Source organism: Shewanella sp. Choline-02u-19 (genome assembly GCF_002836205.1).
Taxonomy (GTDB): Bacteria; Pseudomonadota; Gammaproteobacteria; order Enterobacterales; family Shewanellaceae; genus Shewanella.
This window is the reverse complement of sequence record NZ_PJBE01000013.1, coordinates 1,619,004-1,637,191: the sequence shown is the minus strand read 5'-3', so window position 1 is coordinate 1,637,191 and position 18,188 is coordinate 1,619,004. Positions and strand designations below refer to the sequence as shown.

Sequence of the window (18,188 nt, the reverse complement as noted above, 5' to 3'; positions counted from 1 at the left end):
ATTTAACACCGGCGCGATGGCAGAATGGCTATGCTGCGGATTGCAAATCCGCCTATCTCGGTTCGACTCCGGGTCGCGCCTCCAAAGATTAAGAGTTTGATGAGTGGTTAAGCAATTAACTACAGTGTTTCTACCGATAACACGTATCATCAAAATCAACGAGTTTGCCCGAGTGGTGGAATCGGTAGACACAAGGGATTTAAAATCCCTCGCTTAATAGGCGTGCCGGTTCAAGTCCGGCCTCGGGTACCATCATTTAAGCCTCGACATTAGTCGGGGCTTTTTTGTGTTTAAACGTTAATGTAAATCAGTTGTTTTGTAATGAATTATAGTGACATTATTTAGTAAGTTCTTAATTAATTCAAAAGCTTATGCATCATATGACAGTAGCTGTTAATTTATGTATATTGCACCACAATATCTAATGTGTGAGTCTAAGCATGAAGCAAAACTCGAAAGGGTTTACCCTAATAGAACTTGTTGTCGTTATTATTGTGCTCGGTATTTTAGCCGTAGTGGCAGCGCCAAAATTTATCAATCTAAGCCAAGATGCCCATGATGCGTCGATTAAAAGTACTTTTGGCAGCTTTACCTCTGGTGTGAAGCTTTATCACAGTTGTTGGTTGGCGTCTGGTAAAAGCGGTTATCAAGTCGATGTAAGCTGTTATGGTGATGGGACATTAGATTCAGGGGTGACGGGGTTCCCACTCGGTATAGATACCACTTTGAGTGAAAGTGGTACAAGGCTGCAGGGAAAATTTTGCAAAGAAATATGGCAAGGCCTGCTTGAAAATGACGAATATACTTTAGAGAGCCACGGTAACAATACGTTCGATAAAAGCGATGACATTATTTATTGGTATTCAGGTGGTGTGTTAAGTAATGCTAATACTTATTGTTATTACAACTATATCGCTGATGATCGTACAAAAGACGCAAAAAACTGGGTACTAAAATACTATCCCAATACTGGTAAGACAGAGGTTGAGAAAGGGGTTCTTAGTTACCCATAACTAACAGGGTTTTTATCTTTATTAATCAAGCTCCTCTATCGTAGGAGCTTTTTTATTGGCTTGAATTTATTTTTTTGATAAAGGCTAATTCTTTATTACGTCATATACAAAACATAATTGTTTGCCATACTTAACATTAGAATGTTAATAGGGTGGTTAAATGCGATTTTGTGGTTTCATATGCTGTATAAGTATGCTTTTCATGAGCTTGAATGGATATGCTGATGAACGAATTACACGTGCTGAAAAGATGTTATACCAACAGGTGTCTTTGCTTGCATTAGTCGATACTGACGGCAAGTTTGTTCAGTATAAAGAAGCACTCTCTATTAACAAACTCTCCTCTAAAGAGTTAAATCAGCTCGAAAGTGATATCGAACTATTTTGGAGTGAACATCATATACCCATTAGAAACAAAGGATTAACTGAAATTAGTGATCCTTTCGTTAGGGCTATGGGTTTAGAACCACAATTAAATGGTTATCTGCAGGTTCAAAATCGTATCCGCCATTTGCAATGGTTAGCTGAACAAGATTGGTGGCAGCCGATAATCATTGACGGTTTGATCCGCCCTGGAACAAATCATCCGGTTTTTCCCGTTATTGTTAAGCGATTATGGTTGCTTGGTGATGCTAAAAGTGCCGTTACAGAGTCTACAGTGCTAAATGAAGATATTGTTGATGCATTAAAACGTTTTCAACAAAGGCATGGCTTGAAAGCTGATGGGATTATTGGCCCTGAAACGGTAAAGTGGTTAAATGTGCCCCCAGAGCAGCGCGCATCTATTCTGGCTAAAAATTATATCCAACGAGCCGAGTTTATGGCTCAACGTGACGAACGTTTTCTGGTGATCAATATACCTGCATTCGAAATGGAATTGTTTAATAAGGGAAAGGTTGAGCTTTTTTCAAGGGTAATAGTCGGAAAACCTTACAGACCAACGCCGTTACTTAGTAGTTCAATCTCTAATGTCGTGATCAATCCGAGCTGGCGAGTACCAAAAACAATCCTCCATAAAGACTTGCTGCCACAAGTAAGAAAAGACGGTAATTATATCGCTACGCGTAATTTTGATGTATTTGATCGTAATAATAATTTGGTGGTGAGAACACCGCAGCAGTGGAGTGATCTGGCAAGAGGACCTTTTCCTTTTAGATTTGTGCAACGTCCAGGTAGAACGAATACATTAGGCCGTTATAAATTTTATTTTCCAAATGACTTTAGTGTTTACCTTCATGACACGGCTGATCCAAACTTGTTTGAGCGCAGTAATCGGGCACTTTCATCAGGGTGTATACGGGTTGAAAATGTTGAAGGCTTAGCTAATTGGATGGCGGCAAATTTAGTTAAAGATAAACAGACATGGGTCGATAGACATGCCGACCGAAACCGGACCCAATGGTTTGCGTTAAATGCCACTCTCAACGTGCATTTGGTTTATTGGACTGCTTGGATAGATGCGTCCAATCAGACACAATTTAGAAATGACATCTACCAAATACGGGCTGCTACTAGCTTTGCAGATACCGCCAGTGCTCAAATCAACGACTTATAATACACTTAACGATATTTTATACGGATAACTTGCAATCCTAAAACTAACAGGGTAATTTGCCTGCCAGTTGTAGGAAAAGTAGTCAGTGGTGAAAGTGTGACCGTAGTATGTTCTGCTCGTAGACAGTTATTATTAGGCCTTGGTGGTGTTGCAATGTTTTCTATGCTTCCAACAAAGGCACAGGCAAGTCGTTCAACCAAGGGGGTGCGCAGTTTAGGGTTTTACAACCGCCATACCGGTGAGAGAGAGCAGGGAAGCTATTGGATCGATGGTGATTATCAAGCGGATATTTTGACCGGTTTTAATCAAGTACTACGAGATCATCGCCAGAATGAATCAGTTCCTATGGATAAACGTTTATTTGATTTTGCGTATCAATTGAAAACATCACTGAGTTTTGATGATGAATTTCATATCATATCGGGCTACCGTTCTCCAAAAACGAATGAAATGTTGGCAAAAAGAAGTCATGGTGTTGCAAAGAAAAGTTACCATATGAAAGGAATGGCCTTAGATATCGCTATCCCTGGTGTGAAACTCGCAGATGTAAGAAGTGCTGCCATTGCACTTAAATTAGGCGGTGTCGGTTATTATCCTAATTCTGGTTTTGTACATATCGATACGGGGCCTATCCGAAGCTGGTAAGTTTGGCGTTAATGAGTCATAAGTGAACCCAATTAATATTTTGTGTAGTTCTTAATTTTATGTTAATATCCGCCCGCTTTTAGCCAGTAATGGTTGGTCGAAAATCGTTACTGTAATCTTTTACATCTTATTTATATTAAGTGAGTTTTATTATGTCTTATACTATTCCTGCACAAATCCGCACTGAAATAGGGAAAGGTTCGAGCCGCCGCCTACGTCATGCTAACAAAGTTCCTGCTGTTATCTATGGTCCAGGTAAAGAAGCTATCTCTATTGTTTTTGATCATAAAGATATCATCAACATCCAAGGGAACGACGATTTTTACAATACTGACCTAACTATCGCTTTAGATGGTAAAGATGTATTAGTACGAGTTCAAGACATGCAACGTCATGCGTACAAGATTTTAGTTGAACATATTGACTTTAAATTTGCTTAAGTTTTAAGTAAATTGAAAAAGCGCCTAAATAGGCGCTTTTTTTGTGTTTGAAAAATGTGTTTTAAATATTCGCGGAGTTATCAAGCTTGCATTCAGGGCTGGCGGCTATCACTTTGTTCTCTCCATTTTCAGCTTGCTCAATCCGCACATCAAATCCCCATAAACGATGGATATGTTTGACAACCTCATGTCGGCTATCAGCTAACGGGATCCTCGCGTTTGGAACATAACGCAGTGTTAGAGACCTATCACCCGATACTTCCACATTATGGACTTGAATATTAGGCTCTAAATTAGACAAGTTATACTGTTGCGATAATTTTTCTCTTATCTCTTTGTACCCTCGTTCATCATGAATAGCTGAAACTGCAAGGTGATTCTTATTGTCGTCATCTAGGATCGAAAACAACTTAAACTGTCGAATGATGTTAGGTGAAAGATATTGGCTAATAAAACTTTCATCCTTGAAGTTTTCCATGGCAAAGTGCAGTGTTGTTAGCCAATCGCTGCCTGCAATATCTGGAAACCATTGTTTATCTTCTTCGGTTGGTTTTTCACATATTCGACGAATATCAATAAACATGTTGAAGCCAAGGGCATAAGGGTTAATACCACTATAATGCGGGCTATTGTAGCTGGGTTGAACGACAACATTAGTGTGGCTTTGTAAAAACTCCAACATAAATCTATCGGTCACCAGCCCTTCATCATAAAGATGATTAAGAATGGTGTAATGCCAAAAGGTAGCCCAGCCTTCGTTCATCACTTGGGTCTGTTTTTGCGGGTAGAAGTATTGGCCCATTTTTCTCACAATGCGAACAACCTCCCTTTGCCAAGGTTCTAGAAGCGGTGCATTCTTCTCAATGAAATACAATATATTCTCTTGCGGTTCAGCGGGGAAATGTTGCTTTTTGGCCTTTAACTGTTCTTGAGGCGTTTCTGGCACGGTGCGCCAGAGATCATTAACTTGGCTCTGTAAATAGGCTTCTCTATCTTTTTGACGCATTTTCTCCTCTTTAAAGGAGATCTCACTTGGACGTTTATATCTATCTACACCGAAACTCATGAGTGCATGGCATGAATCAATGATGCTTTCCACTCTTTCAACACCATGTAACTCCTCACATTCACTGATATAATTTCGGGCAAACACTAAGTAATCAATAATGGAGCTAGCATCAGTCCATGTCTTAAACAGATAATTACCTTTAAAAAAGCTATTATGACCAAAACTTGCGTGAGCCATGACTAAGGCTTGCATGGTGATGGTATTTTCCTCCATTAGATAGGCGATGCAGGGATCTGAATTGATGACAATTTCATAAGCTAAGCCCATTTGCCCACGCTTATAACCTTGTTCCGTTTCGATAAAACGTTTGCCGAAGGACCAATGGGTGTAACCAATAGGCATGCCTATACCTGCGTAAGCGTCCATCATTTGCTCGGCCGTAATAACTTCTATTTGATTTGGATAGGCGTCTAATCGGTAATGGTGAGCGACGCGCTCTATTTCTGTTAAATAGGTTTGAAGCAGATCGAAGTTCCAATCGGGTCCATCATCTAATGGTTTTCTTTTTTCTGTTTTGTCCATAACGTCCCCCTTAGACAGCCTGTTTCTTAAATAACTCTCTAAACACTGGATAGATATCTTCGGCTTGTTTTATGTGTTGGACCGCAATATTAGCGTGTGTCTTCTGTAATGTTTCGTACTCTCGCCACAGTGTTTGATGCGCTCTATTAGTGATCTCGATATAGCTAAAATACCTCACGACAGGTAATAGCTGTTTTTCGAGTATGTGATGACAAGAAGGAGAGTCATCCGCCCAGTTGTCTCCATCAGAGGCTTGTGCTGCATATATATTCCACTCATTTTCTGGATAACGCTTTTGTTGGATCTCATGCATTAATTTAAGCGCACTTGAAACAATGGTTCCGCCTGTTTCTTGTGAGTAAAAGAATTCGTGTTCATCAACCTCCTTTGCTTGGGTGTGGTGACGGATATAAACAACATCCAAGTTCTTATAGGTGCGAGTGAGAAACAGGTATAGCAAGATATAAAAACGCTTTGCCATGTCTTTGGTTGCTTGATCCATAGAACCTGAAACATCCATAAGGCAGAACATGACTGCTTGGCTTGAAGGAACTTCTCGCTTAGCATAATTGTTATAACGTAAATCGAAAGTGTCGATAAAGGGGACTTTTTTAATTCTTCGTTGTAGATCGTCTATCTGTGCTTTAAGGGATAGAATGCGCTCAGCGTTAGAACCTGCAGTGCCTTCAAGTTCCATCAGTTCTTGTTGCAGCTCTTTTAGCATGCGTTTTTTTGATGAGGTCATGGTCATGCGGCGTGCAATAGAGGACCGTAATGAGCGGACTATATTGATATTAGCGGGCACGCCATTATTGGTAAAGCCTGCTCTATAGACTTGATATTCAACTAGTTTATTAAGTCGATTGTTCTGTAGGTTAGGCAGCTCTAAATCTTCGAACAGTAACTCTAAATATTCATCTTTTGAGATTTCAAATACAAATTCGTCATTTCCCTCGCCAGAATCAGAGGCTTCACCTTGTCCAGCACATTGACCACTGCCTGAAGGGGGTCTTTCAATTTGATCACCTCGGCTGAACTTATCATTTCCAGGATGAACTCGTTCTCGTATTCCGCCTTGACCTTGGTGAAATGTGGGCTCGCTTATGTCACGGGTGGGGATACTTATTTTCTCGCCTTTATCGACGTCTGTGACACTACGGCGTGTCACAGCATCACTGACCGCTTTTTTTATCTGTTTTTTGTAGCGATTAATAAATCGCTGTCGATTGACGGTACTCTTGCCTTTTGCATTGAGCCTTCTATCTATGAAATTTGCCATGCGCACCTCCGAGCCTAAATAGTAGGGGAGTAATCTCCCCCATTTGGCTTTCTTAAGAAGACTTTCTGACTCTCAGATACCATTCTGACAGCAATCTAACTTGCTTTTGTGTATAGCCTTTTTCCATCATACGGTTCACAAAATCATCATGCTTACGTTGATCATCAGTCGATGTCTTGCCATTAAATGAGATTACCGGGAGCAGATCTTCAGTGTTAGAAAACATCTTTTTCTCAATCACCGTTCTGAGCTTTTCATAGCTAGTCCACAGTGGGTTAGTGCCTTCGTTATTGGCTCTAGCTCGAAGTACGAAATTAACAATTTCGTTCCTGAAGTCTTTTGGATTGCTGATCCCCGCAGGCTTTTCAATTTTTTCAAGTTCAGCATTTAACGCTGCTCTATCGAATAATTGACCGGTTTCTGGATCTCTGTATTCCTGATCTTGGATCCAAAAATCGGCATAGATAACATAACGGTCAAAAATGTTTTGTCCGTATTCAGAATAAGATTCGAGATAGGCGGTTTGGATTTCTTTTCCAATAAATTCAACATATTTAGGAATAAGGTAGCCCTTTAGAAATTCTAAATATCGTTCTGCAGTTTCTGATGGGAATTGCTCTTGCTCGATTTGACGCTCTAGTACATAAAAGAGATGCACAGGATTTGCGGCAATTTCTGTATTGTCAAAATTGAATACCTTGGACAGAATTTTAAATGAGAAACGTGTTGATAGTCCTAACATGCCTTCATCTACACCAGCATAATCACGATACTCTTGATATGATTTTGCTTTAGGGTCGGTATCTTTGAGGCTTTCGCCGTTATACACTCGCATTTTGGAGTAAATAGAGGAGTTTTCTGGCGCAACCACACGTGAAAGTACACTGAATTGAGCCAAGGTTTCCAGAGTACCTGGTGCACAAGGCGTATTCGCCAACTCTGAGTTTGTCAGTAGCTTTTCGTAAATGCGTACCTCTTCCGATAAGCGCAAGCAATAAGGCACTTTAACGATATAGACTCGGTCTAAGAATGCTTCATTGGTTTTGTTATTCCTAAATGTTGTCCACTCTGATTCATTAGAGTGGGCCAGAATGATGCCACCAAAGGGCAGGGCGGAAAGCCCCTCTGTGCCGTTATAATTACCTTCTTGAGTTGCAGTAAGTAGAGGGTGAAGCACTTTAATCGGTGCTTTAAACATCTCTACGAATTCCATTAGTCCTTGGTTTGCGCGGCATAATGCGCCTGAATAGGAATAGGCGTCTGCATCATTTTGTGCAAAATGTTCCAACTGTCGAATATCGACTTTACCGACCAAAGATGAAATGTCTTGATTGTTTTCATCACCAGGCTCAGTTTTTGCGATTGCCAGCTGATCTAAAATTGAAGGGTAGACTTTGACGACTTTGAATTTTGAAATATCACCACCAAACTCGTGCAGCCGTTTAACTGCCCAAGGCGACATGATACTTTTTAAGTAACGTTTTGGTATGTTGTACTCTTGCTTAAGAATCTGGCCGTCTTCTTCAAGATTAAATAGACAAAATGGGTGGTCATTAACAGGGCTGCGAACACCGTCTGCGGTCAGTACGTAAATCGGTACATTTTGCATTAATGCTTTAAGTTTTTCTGCCAATGAGGATTTACCGCCTCCCACAGGCCCTAAGAGATAAAGGATCTGTTTCGATTCTTCCAGCCCTTGGGCCGAATGTTTCAAATATGCCACAATCTGTTCAATGGCCTCTTCCATACCATAAAAGTCTTTAAAGGCAGGATATCTGGAAACCAGACGGTTTGAGAATAGCCGACTTAGAATAGGATCTTTTGATGTATCAATTAACTCTGGCTTACCAATGGCAATGATTAGTCGTTCAGCTGCTGATGCAAAAGCGCTATGGTCCTCTTTACATATGCTTAAAAAATCTTCTAATGAATACTCTTCATCAAGTTTTTTTTCATAACGTTGTTGGTAATGCTCGAAAATACCCATAACCCACCCCCTAAACAATCTAAATAGAATGAGAGGCTGATAACAGTGGCCTCCTACTATTAAGGTTAGACCTAATTTGGTAGGGCTGAGATAAAAAAGTAAATAAAAACAATAAGAAATAGTTGCAATTGCAATAGTTGCAGATGAGAATAATATTGTAATAACGTGTTTTTATTTAAATAAATGATCCGTAATCGGTCATTGTTTTACACTTTGAGACCCTAACAATGCAGAGGGGATAGACCGAAGCGTTAACGCGATGCTTTATCATTGTTTGTCTAGAGTGGTGAGGGAGGGGGGAACTAAAGCGCATTGATCTTTATGTCATCGAAAATGAATTCAAAATAGATAAAACCCGAGCTCATAGAAAGCTCGGATGAGTTAATCACTGTATATCAAGGGCAAATATGTTGGCTGGTTAGTTGTTAATGCAACACATTTGCAACCTAGGAGTGTCTACTTCTTTGACCGTAAAGCAGGTATAACAAAGATTAACCAGGCAAAGAGGTAAACTGAAAATGCAACAATCATCCATTGTCCCATTGTCACACCCATCATTTCCCAGGGAATATCTGAACACATTCCTGTTGGCATAAACACCGAAGGCAGCCATTCATGCAGTGGCATCCAGGTTGGAAACTCAGGTAGAAATGAACAGGTTGCAAATGGCGAAGGGTTAGTTTGCATGTCCACTAATTCGAGTGCCAGTTTCAGTCCCCAACCGGCACTTACGCCCCAAATACCCATAGCAGCTAATCTGGCGATGCGAGATTGATAACCAGCTAAACCTAAAACCGCAGCAAACAAAATGCCGAATAGGGCTAATCTTTGATAGACGCACATCACACAGGGATCGAGCTTCATGATATGTTGAAAAAATAGTGCTGTTAACTCTAATGAAAGAGCGGTCGCTGCAAGCGTAAGCCAAGCGGCTTTTGATTGGGCAAAACGGGTTAGTGCATTCAAGGACAATGTCTCCATTACAAATAAAAAACGCCCTGATTAGGGCGTTTTATATGACTAACTATTATTAAAATAGTTCAGTTACTGCATTATCAATGTGCTGATACAGCACTATTGCCTACATCTTGAACTGTGTGATGGATCAGTATTCCAGTATCGTAGAAATATTGGGTCATCTGTTCTAACCCACCAAACTGTATCGCAAGTATACCCACGATAGATAACACAATCGTATAAGGTAATGCCATCCACACCATACGTCCGTAAGACAGACGAATGAGAGGAGCGATAGCTGAAGTGAGGAGAAACAGGAATGCGGCCTGACCATTGGGCGTCGCTACCGACGGAAGGTTAGTTCCGGTGTTAATCGCAACGGCCAGAAGATCAAACTGATCTCTCGTGATTTGACCATCAAGCAATGCCGCTTTCACTTCATTGATATATACGGTGCCGACAAACACGTTATCGCTCACCATTGAAAGCAGACCGTTGGCTATATAGAAAATAACTAACTGGGTGCTGCCTTCGTAACTTAGCGCCCATTGAATAACCGGTGCGAAAAGATGTTGATCGATAATCACACCGACAATGGCAAAGAAAACGGCTAATAGCGCAGTAAACGGCAACGCTTCTTCAAATGCTTTTCCGAGAGCGTGCTCATTTGTCACACCATTAAATGCGGTGGTCAAAATGATAACTGATAGGCCAATTAAACCAACCGATGCCAAGTGCAGCGCTAATCCCAAAATTAACCAAACACCTACAAGTGCTTGAACGACCAACTTCATCTTATCGTGATTAGTACGATGAGTATCTTCGTGAGCCGCATAGTCAGATAAAATCTTATGCACTGCATCGGGTAACTGCTTACCATAATCAAAAACTTTAAACTTTTCGACAAGGTAACAAGTCAGAATACCCGCAATGAAAACAGGCACAGTAACAGGAGACATACGCAATGCGAATTCAGCGAACTGCCAATTTGCCTGAGCAGCAATAATGAGGTTCTGTGGTTCGCCCACCATGGTGCAAACGCCGCCTAATGCAGTACCCACTCCCGCGTGCATAAGTAAGTTACGTAGAAAGCCTCTAAAGGCTTCTAACTCCTCTTCACACAACTGGTTTTTGCCATCGTTAGTATGGTCATGGTTATCATTAAAGTTTTTGCCCGATGCCACTTTGTGGTAAATCGAATAGAAACCTACCGCGACAGCGATAATGACTGCGATCACTGTTAGTGCGTCTAGAAATGCTGATAAAAAAGCAGATGCAACACAAAACATGATGGACACGGCGACTTTAGATCGTACCTTGGTAATCATTTTAGTAAAGGCAAACAGCAGTAGCTGCTTCATGAAGTAAATGCCCGCAACCATAAATATCAGTAACAGCAATACTTCTAGATTTGCTTCAATTTCATGCAGTACTTGACTGGGGGATGTCATGCCGATAATCACGGCTTCGATAGCAAGCAATCCACCAGGTTGTAAAGGATAGCATTTAAGCGCCATAGCAAGGGTAAAGATAAATTCTAAGACCAGCAGCCAACCCGCAACAAACGGATTAATATAAAAAACAACTGGGTTGATCACTAGAAACGATAATATTGCGAATTTGAACCACTTTGGCGAATTGCCTAAGAAGTTATCAAGAAACGCCTGACTCATAGTCACAGGCATGGAATCCTCACTCTTATATTTTTATAGTTTGATAATAACAAGAAACGCTTAGATTTGTTGTTACTAATAAATCTGCCGATGCTAAAGGTAAAACCTTTTGGCCAACTTAAAAAGCATTGATTACCTAAAGGGCTACCTAAATCAAAAAAAATCCTTTAAAACTCACTATACGAAGGTTTTTTGAACGTTTTATTAGGTTTTGACTTATCGAGCTTGTCTAATACTCTTGTTTAGGTTCCCATTTTAGATAGCTCTGGTATGATCAGTATTAGAATAATACTAACATTTGGATAAAGTAGGCTGATGATCATTAATGCCAAAGGTCCTGCAAGTTTTGCAGAGAAATATATTGTGCGATCCATTTGGGACAATAAATTTCCCCCTGGCTCTATCTTGCCAGCTGAACGTGAGTTGTCAGAGTTAATCGGTGTAACCCGCACAACACTAAGAGAAGTGCTGCAACGATTAGCACGTGATGGGTGGTTAACCATTCAACACGGAAAACCTACCCGAGTGAATAATTATTGGGAAACGTCGGGACTCAATATTCTTGAGACGATTGCCGAACTTGATCCTGATGGGTTTCCTGAATTAGTTGACCAACTGCTGTCTGCACGTAGCAGTGTTAGTGGAATTTACTTCCGCGGAGCCATTCGTAACAACCCTGAACAAGCGGCTGAGGCATTATCAAAGCTAGATGAGCTTGAAGATACTGCACAGGCTTATGCCGATTTCGATTATGCATTACAGCATACGCTGGCTTTTTCGTCGGGTAATCCGCTGTATGTATTAATTCTTAATGGATTTAAAGGTTTGTATAGCAGAGTCGGTCGTTATTATTTTTCTAGTGCCGATGCTCGCGCTTTAGCAATGGATTTTTATAAGCAGTTGCAACAGTTAGCAATTGATAAAAATCATGCTGATGTAGCGCTATTAATGCGAACCTACGGCATTAATAGTGGCATTATGTGGCAGAGTTTACGCGACAAAATGCCCGTAGAGCTTGGTCACTCTAATACATAATCAATATATCTTGTTGATGTAATGTGATTATTGAAATCAAAAAAAGCCATCAAATATGATGGCTTTTTTGTGAGCCGTGATAAGTTACAAGTCAAAGCTGTAATAGATATCTAAAGATTGCTCAATCGTACCGGATACGGTTTCAAGATAGAGTTGTGATAATAAGTAATACCGCACTGTCATTTCATAACCCGGATTGAATACACCAATTCCATATTTCACCATTAGGTTCTCCCCAATAAAGCCACTAATCGCAAATCGGCCATCATCATTGGCGTCGAGTTGAACATTTGAAAATCCAATTTTCTCGATGATCCCGGTGGCGGTATTGCCAATATTGCCGATAGCACCCCCGCCAATTTGATTACTGAGGCTGAGTGCTGCCCCCATCATCAGGCCACTATTTTGATCTCCGTCGCTACTGTTAAGTCCTGTGCCTCTGATAATGTAATTTAAAATTTCTGCCTGCTCTTTGGCTGGATTAGAAAAAAGGTTCACAATGGGTTTCATTGGTGTGCCTGTGATGCGAACCCCTGCCACTACATCTTCCTCTTTTATCTCGCGAGCAGCTTCAATATTTAAATTCGGTAGATCCATAGGGCCTATGAATTGCATTTCGCCAGCCCTAATTTGTAATGTTTGTCCCATGAATTTATAAGTCCCATCGATGACTTTAATTTCACCAAACAGCAGAGGGGGTCTAAAAGGACTCTGCTTTAACTCTAATTTGCCTAACAACTTGCCATCGAGTCCCATACCATCAACTTTGAGATTATCGCCGATGTTTAAATTGACCTCTGCCGAGACCGCTAACGGTGTGGCTTTTTTCATTTCAGTGGTGAGGCTGTCTTTAAATACCACATCTTTTGAAACGGCCACGGCACCTTCGGGTAATTGGACAATAGTGATGTGGCCAGATGGCACATTAATGTCACCTTTTACATCTACTGAGTGATCAGTGAAGCTGATATTAAGATCAGTGCCAATACTCAAAATCGCGAGGGGAGGTTGAATGACCGCAAGGTTATTCCCTTTTATGTTGAAACTGCCTTTTATTTTCTTATCTAGCCAATTGAGCTGGCCATCAATATAAGCAAGCCCATCGCCCATTTTTAGCTCTCCGTCTATTTGCGCTTTTTTACCCGCAAAAGTCAGATTCAAATCAATATCTTCAACAAGGGTTGGGTTGGCCGTGGCCAATATAGAACCCTTTTTCAGGGAGATATCACCTGATGCCTGTGGGTCGTAAAGTGTGCCCCCGATACTTAAGTTACTCGAAATGACCCCTTCTAATACTTCTAATTGAGGTAATAGCTGTGCCAATGCTTGCAAGTTTATTTGTTGTAGCGATAGGGCACCGTCGATGGCTCTATCTGGGGTTACGTTTATCGATAAATCAGCATTTAGGCTCGCTATCTCATCTGATTCAAATGCAACAGAGGTTTTAAGGTGTTGCTCGTTGAGTTGGCTATTAACAAGAAGAGACTTATAGTTGATAGTGACTTCGTTTTTGTTGGTTGCTTTTGCTTGGAAGTCGAGGGTTCCCGGGGTAAGCTCAAACTGCAATAAACCTGTAGGTTTACCTTGGTCAAACCATTTAAACTCCGTTGCTAATTTGGCCGGACCATGCCAGTTGACGCTATTAGGTAGCCAAGGTTCAACTAACACTCCAACGTCTCCGATATATTCAATTTTGGCTTCACCGCTTAGCCCAAGTTTAATGGGGGCTTGTGAACATAATTGTCCACTGATATGCGATAGACAAAACGAGCTGAGCTCACCCTTTGCGAGGGTTAAATCGTAAAGGCCATTAAGCGGTTTATCGAGATTAATAACACCAAGGATTGATGATACCGATAATTGGTTAATGCGTGCTGTAATGGCATTTTTTTCGTCATCGTATTGGCTATTAAAGTCAGTTTTTAGGGCTATTTCCCCTTGGGTTTCTAACTGCAATGATTGCTGGTTGAGATCGCCATGGCTATTAAGATTAATACTCTCTAGATTAATATCATTATAGCTAAATTTTTCAGAGGTCAGTTTAGCTGAAAATGCTTGATTATCCGCCGGTTGGTATTGGCCATTTAACGTGAGAGTTTCCAGTGCCAACTGCTTCAGTTTTAGATTGTTAGCGAGAAGGGAGACATTAATATTTGGATGTTCAGATTCGCCCGACACATCAATATGACTATTAACTTTTCCGCTAGCATCTTGAAGCCATAAACTTAAATCTGGCACTTTTAGCTCGCCAGTCAATGCCCAACGTTTATCCACTTCGCCTTTAATATAGAGTGAGCTTTGCAGCGCGCGAATGTTAAGTCCAGCGGAGCTTAAATACCAATGGTTATTTAGGGTTAGATCGCCATCTAACGTAAGAGGGTAACCCGCGACATCTCCGTTGAGGCTAGCGTCGGTTATGCCTAAAGACCATTGAGCATCTTTTAGTACTAATTGCCCGGTTGTTGTCATGGCACCATTGATGTCACTCTTAGGCAAGGATTGTTTTAAGCCAAAGTTGAGTTGACTTAAATCTAATTTTTCGCTCATGAAATGGGAGTTCCATGAGAGTGTTTTACCATAATTTAAGTTGCCTTTTAACGTCACATTTCCCATCTGGCTTTCTATTTCAAGCTGACTAAAATCCAATGTTTGTTCTTTGTGCTCAAACTGACTAACAACCTTTAACAATGGATGGTAATGAGAGTTAAAATTAGTCTTGAGATCAATCTGTTGTAGGTTAAGGTCACCCTTGGTGTTTAAGTCAATATCAGTGGCTATAAACTCAGGTTCAGTTAATGGCCATTGTAGTTTGTTCGATGTTAATGATATCGAGTAAGGTATCGTAGGTTTAGTGAGAGCAATGCTTGACGATAGTTCAAATTCAAACTGTCCTTGGCCTTGGATCTCGCTTTTAAGCTGATTAAACCCTTGGCTTACGATGGCATGAAGTTGCTGGTTATGTAACCCGGGGATTTCAGTGACATGATCAAGTGTTAGATCTAGCTCAAAATCCATTGGATAATCTTTAGAAAGGGACATTTCCCCTTCTAAATCGACTGTGCCATAAGAATGACTTGCCGAAAATGCTGATATATTAATCAGAAATGTTTGATAGCTGCCACTGAGGTAAACACGGTTGAAGTGATCTTTTCTTGGGCCTAGGATTAAGTCGCCATTATTGATTTCTAGCGCTTCAACATAAACGGGTATGGGCATAAAAACTTCGGGCAGATGTGCCATTGCCCACTCGGTGTCATCCTTTGCATCAATGCTCTTTTTTTCAGTCGCTGCCGCGGTGGTCTCAGCGGCAGACTGCGGCGCAATCTTGGTGGTGACTGCTTGATGGTCTTTTATTGTGTTATTAAATGGGATCGATACCAGTAACCCTTCAGCGTAAATAGTCCTTGCTCTAATTCCGGTGCTTTGCCATTCAGCACTGAGATCAAGTTGGGCGGCATTAAAGTCCATATCGTTGACACTAACGGTCACTTGGCTCAGTGAGCCAACATCTAATTTGATGCCGAAAGGCAGAATTATCTCTTGGTTTTTTGTAATCTCATTGAGTATATTTTCGACAGATTGACGAGCACCATCAGTAACTAATGCATCACGAGTGGCTAAATCAACCAGTGCGATATCAGTATTGGCAGTATCGTTGGTCATATCACTGGAAGGAGGTGCACCAATAAGAGCTGTATCAATCTCAACATTGACTTTGCTTGCGCTGAGTTCATTAACGCAAAGCTGCTTTTGGACTAAACACATTGGGTTCCAATCCAATATCAGATCGGTTGTTTCAACTTTTACGCCGGGCATTTTCCAATTGCCGATGTCCAGTATTAAGCGTCGGTTTATCTTTCCTGATTGATAAGAAACATTAAGATCGGGCACCAGCATATCAGCTACCTTTACAGCAATATGAGTCCCAAAATTGGTGCCTATAATGATGGCGAAAAAGATAAGCAGTGCTAATGGAAGGTAAACAATTACCCGGCTAATGCGTTTAAACCAACGCCATAACAGTGTTGATACCGTTTGAGGTGGCAGTGTCGGTGAGCTTGCAATTTTTGTATCACCTGAGCTTGAGATACTATTATTGAGTTCACTCATAGCTCTGCTCCCATGGTGATATGGATCCGCCAAGGCCTGCTAATCGTATCGGTTTCTTTTAAGCCAACGCCCACGTCAAATTTGACGGGACCAATAGGTGATATCCAATGCACGCCAGCACCAACCGACGTTATCGCTTCTATCTGGTTGATGTCAAACGCATTACCCGCATCAACAAAAGTGGCAACTCGCCAACTTGGGGTGACGTAATATTGGTATTCAATGCTGCCAACCATTAAGTAACGTCCACCAACGACTTCTCTAATTACTTCTCCTTTATCATTAACTGAGTCGATAGACGGGCCTAATTCGTTATAGCTGTAACCACGAATACTTTGGTCACCACCCGCAAAATAGCGTAAAGATGGCGGTATTTCAGCCAAGTTACCTTCGTTGGTTAGGTTCGCGGCAAGATCTAAACGAGAGACGATGCGATGTTTATCAAAGAATGTTTCGATCCATTTAAACTTTGCTTGTAGACGCGCAAGGCGTACTTCAGAACCTAAATTCGGATCTGCATACTCAAGGCTGTAATATTGCAAAAATCCAGATTTTGGATCGAGTGAATTGTCTCCACGAGAAGTTTTAGACACGTTAGCGCCCAAAAGGACAAAGCGGGGATCATAATCAACGCCAGACTGGGTATAACTCTCTTTCATCATTTCAGCAGAATAGTTTACAATCCACTGATATCCCAAACGTTGTTGACGGATCACCGCAAAAGTCATTTTAGATGACTCGAGCTGTCCAGTATTCTCAAATTTGCGGTCATCAGTGTTATAAACTTGAGTAACACCATATTTATCACGCAGCATACCAACACGTAATTTAAGTTGGTCATCGAGTGGGTGCGTTAGCGGGATAGTGTAAGTGGTTAAAAATTTGGGTCTGTCGGGGGCCCATTCCGCCGTTGTTTCTTGTGAGTGACCATAACTGTTTATCTGCGGCGTACGCCAAGTGACTCGGACTCTTGGCTCGATAGTGTTATCAATCGTATTACCAATATCGACACCTAAACCCAGCTCAATAGAGTGATCTGGTTTTGGACTTAAGTCGACTCTAATAGGCACCAATAATCCCTCTACCTGCTCAACTAACGGTAATACCTTAATGTTTGAAAAGTAGCCGGTATCGAGCAGTTGCCGATTAAGTTGTCCGAGGTTACCGGTACTGTAGGGAGCATCAACGTCAAAGGGGATAAGCTCTTGCAGTATTTGTGGCTGCAGTGTGTGCCCAGTAAAGGTTACCTGGCCTATATGATATCGTTTACCTGAGTCGTAATGCAGCGCGATTTTTGCACTGTTATAATCCCGATCAACTTCAATTTCTGCTTTTACGAATTTACCATCAAAGTAACCCCGCGCTAGAGATAAAGTCAGTAATTGACCTTTTAACTCTTCATATACGCCATGATTAAGCCTATCTCCTGGACGGATTGATAGTTGCGCTAGCCATTGTTCGAATAGAATGTCGTCGCGCAATTCTCCGTCAACTTGTATATCAACCCAACGCACCGTTGTTGGTGCGCCTGGTGTGATGACATAGTTGAGTACCCAAGGGCCGTTTTCGTGGGTTATAAACTCCTGTTTGACGCTACTGTTGTAATAACCCATCGAATGCATGGCTGCATTGATATTGTCTTCTGCGTTAAAAATAAAAGCGCGTCTTTTCACATTTGAATCTGGCAAGGCGCCAAGGTGAGCTTTTACGTTCCGCTCCAGACTGCCTTTTACGCCCTTGATATTGAGCGTTAACCAGTCGTTTGCGAAAGCGGCAAAAGATGTCAGTAGTACACTGATCAAAAATAACAATTTGGTCGTTGCTCGAATCAAACTTATCAAAAGATATCAGGCTCTTATTATTAGCTTTATTTTTATGTCCCTATTGTCACTAGAATAGTGAA

General features: G+C 41.2%; 12 protein-coding genes and 2 tRNA genes. 7 read left to right on the top strand and 7 right to left on the bottom strand.

What is annotated here, in order from left to right; genetic code table 11:
- Window positions 1-10 precede the first annotated feature (10 nt).
- The 6 genes from CXF83_RS13830 (at window position 11) to rplY (ending at window position 3,653) form a co-directional block, all read left to right on the top strand.
- Window positions 11-84, top strand: a tRNA-Cys gene (locus CXF83_RS13830).
- An 82-nt stretch (window positions 85-166) separates the two neighbouring features.
- Window positions 167-252, top strand: a tRNA-Leu gene (locus CXF83_RS13825).
- A gap of 188 nt (window positions 253-440) precedes the next feature.
- Window positions 441-1,013, top strand: coding sequence for a type II secretion system protein (locus CXF83_RS13820; RefSeq protein ID WP_101091013.1), 573 nt, complete (start codon window positions 441-443; stop codon window positions 1,011-1,013).
- A 202-nt stretch (window positions 1,014-1,215) separates the two neighbouring features.
- Complete coding sequence (locus tag CXF83_RS13815; protein ID WP_232775112.1) at window positions 1,216-2,568, top strand: L,D-transpeptidase family protein; 1,353 nt, start codon at window positions 1,216-1,218, stop codon at window positions 2,566-2,568.
- Between the two features lie 96 nt (window positions 2,569-2,664).
- Window positions 2,665-3,213 (top strand): DUF882 domain-containing protein, encoded by a 549-nt coding sequence (locus tag CXF83_RS13810; RefSeq protein ID WP_101091011.1) that lies wholly within the window; start codon window positions 2,665-2,667, stop codon window positions 3,211-3,213.
- Between the two features lie 152 nt (window positions 3,214-3,365).
- Entirely contained in the window at window positions 3,366-3,653 is a 288-nt protein-coding gene (rplY, locus tag CXF83_RS13805; RefSeq protein ID WP_101091010.1) for a 50S ribosomal protein L25, read from the top strand.
- A gap of 61 nt (window positions 3,654-3,714) precedes the next feature.
- Here the strand turns inward: rplY and CXF83_RS13800 are convergent, their stop codons facing one another.
- The 5 genes from CXF83_RS13800 to nhaB all read right to left on the bottom strand — a co-directional run bounded on the left by CXF83_RS13800 (window position 3,715) and on the right by nhaB (window position 11,152).
- Window positions 3,715-5,244, bottom strand: a complete 1,530-nt coding sequence (locus CXF83_RS13800) for a SpoVR family protein (protein WP_101091009.1) — start codon at window positions 5,242-5,244, stop codon at window positions 3,715-3,717.
- A gap of 10 nt (window positions 5,245-5,254) precedes the next feature.
- Window positions 5,255-6,523 (bottom strand): YeaH/YhbH family protein, encoded by a 1,269-nt coding sequence (locus CXF83_RS13795; RefSeq protein WP_101091008.1) that lies wholly within the window; start codon window positions 6,521-6,523, stop codon window positions 5,255-5,257.
- Window positions 6,524-6,575: 52 nt separating this feature from the next.
- Complete coding sequence (locus CXF83_RS13790; protein WP_101091007.1) at window positions 6,576-8,510, bottom strand: PrkA family serine protein kinase; 1,935 nt, start codon at window positions 8,508-8,510, stop codon at window positions 6,576-6,578.
- Window positions 8,511-8,966: 456 nt separating this feature from the next.
- Complete coding sequence (gene dsbB / locus CXF83_RS13785) at window positions 8,967-9,476, bottom strand: disulfide bond formation protein DsbB (protein ID WP_232775111.1); 510 nt, start codon at window positions 9,474-9,476, stop codon at window positions 8,967-8,969.
- Between the two features lie 89 nt (window positions 9,477-9,565).
- Window positions 9,566-11,152 (bottom strand): sodium/proton antiporter NhaB, encoded by a 1,587-nt coding sequence (gene nhaB / locus CXF83_RS13780; protein ID WP_101091005.1) that lies wholly within the window; start codon window positions 11,150-11,152, stop codon window positions 9,566-9,568.
- A gap of 303 nt (window positions 11,153-11,455) precedes the next feature.
- On the opposite strand from nhaB, the gene fadR reads away from it, so the two are divergent.
- On the top strand, window positions 11,456-12,175 hold the full coding sequence (fadR, locus tag CXF83_RS13775; RefSeq protein ID WP_101091004.1) for a fatty acid metabolism transcriptional regulator FadR: 720 nt from the start codon (window positions 11,456-11,458) through the stop codon (window positions 12,173-12,175).
- Between the two features lie 84 nt (window positions 12,176-12,259).
- Here the strand turns inward: fadR and CXF83_RS13770 are convergent, their stop codons facing one another.
- Together CXF83_RS13770 and CXF83_RS13765 are read right to left on the bottom strand one after the other, a co-directional pair.
- Complete coding sequence (locus tag CXF83_RS13770) at window positions 12,260-16,285, bottom strand: translocation/assembly module TamB domain-containing protein (protein ID WP_101091003.1); 4,026 nt, start codon at window positions 16,283-16,285, stop codon at window positions 12,260-12,262.
- Entirely contained in the window at window positions 16,282-18,126 is a 1,845-nt protein-coding gene (locus CXF83_RS13765; RefSeq protein WP_101091002.1) for an autotransporter assembly complex protein TamA, read from the bottom strand. The genes CXF83_RS13770 and CXF83_RS13765 overlap by 4 nt, the downstream gene beginning before the upstream one ends.
- Window positions 18,127-18,188: the final 62 nt, after the last annotated feature.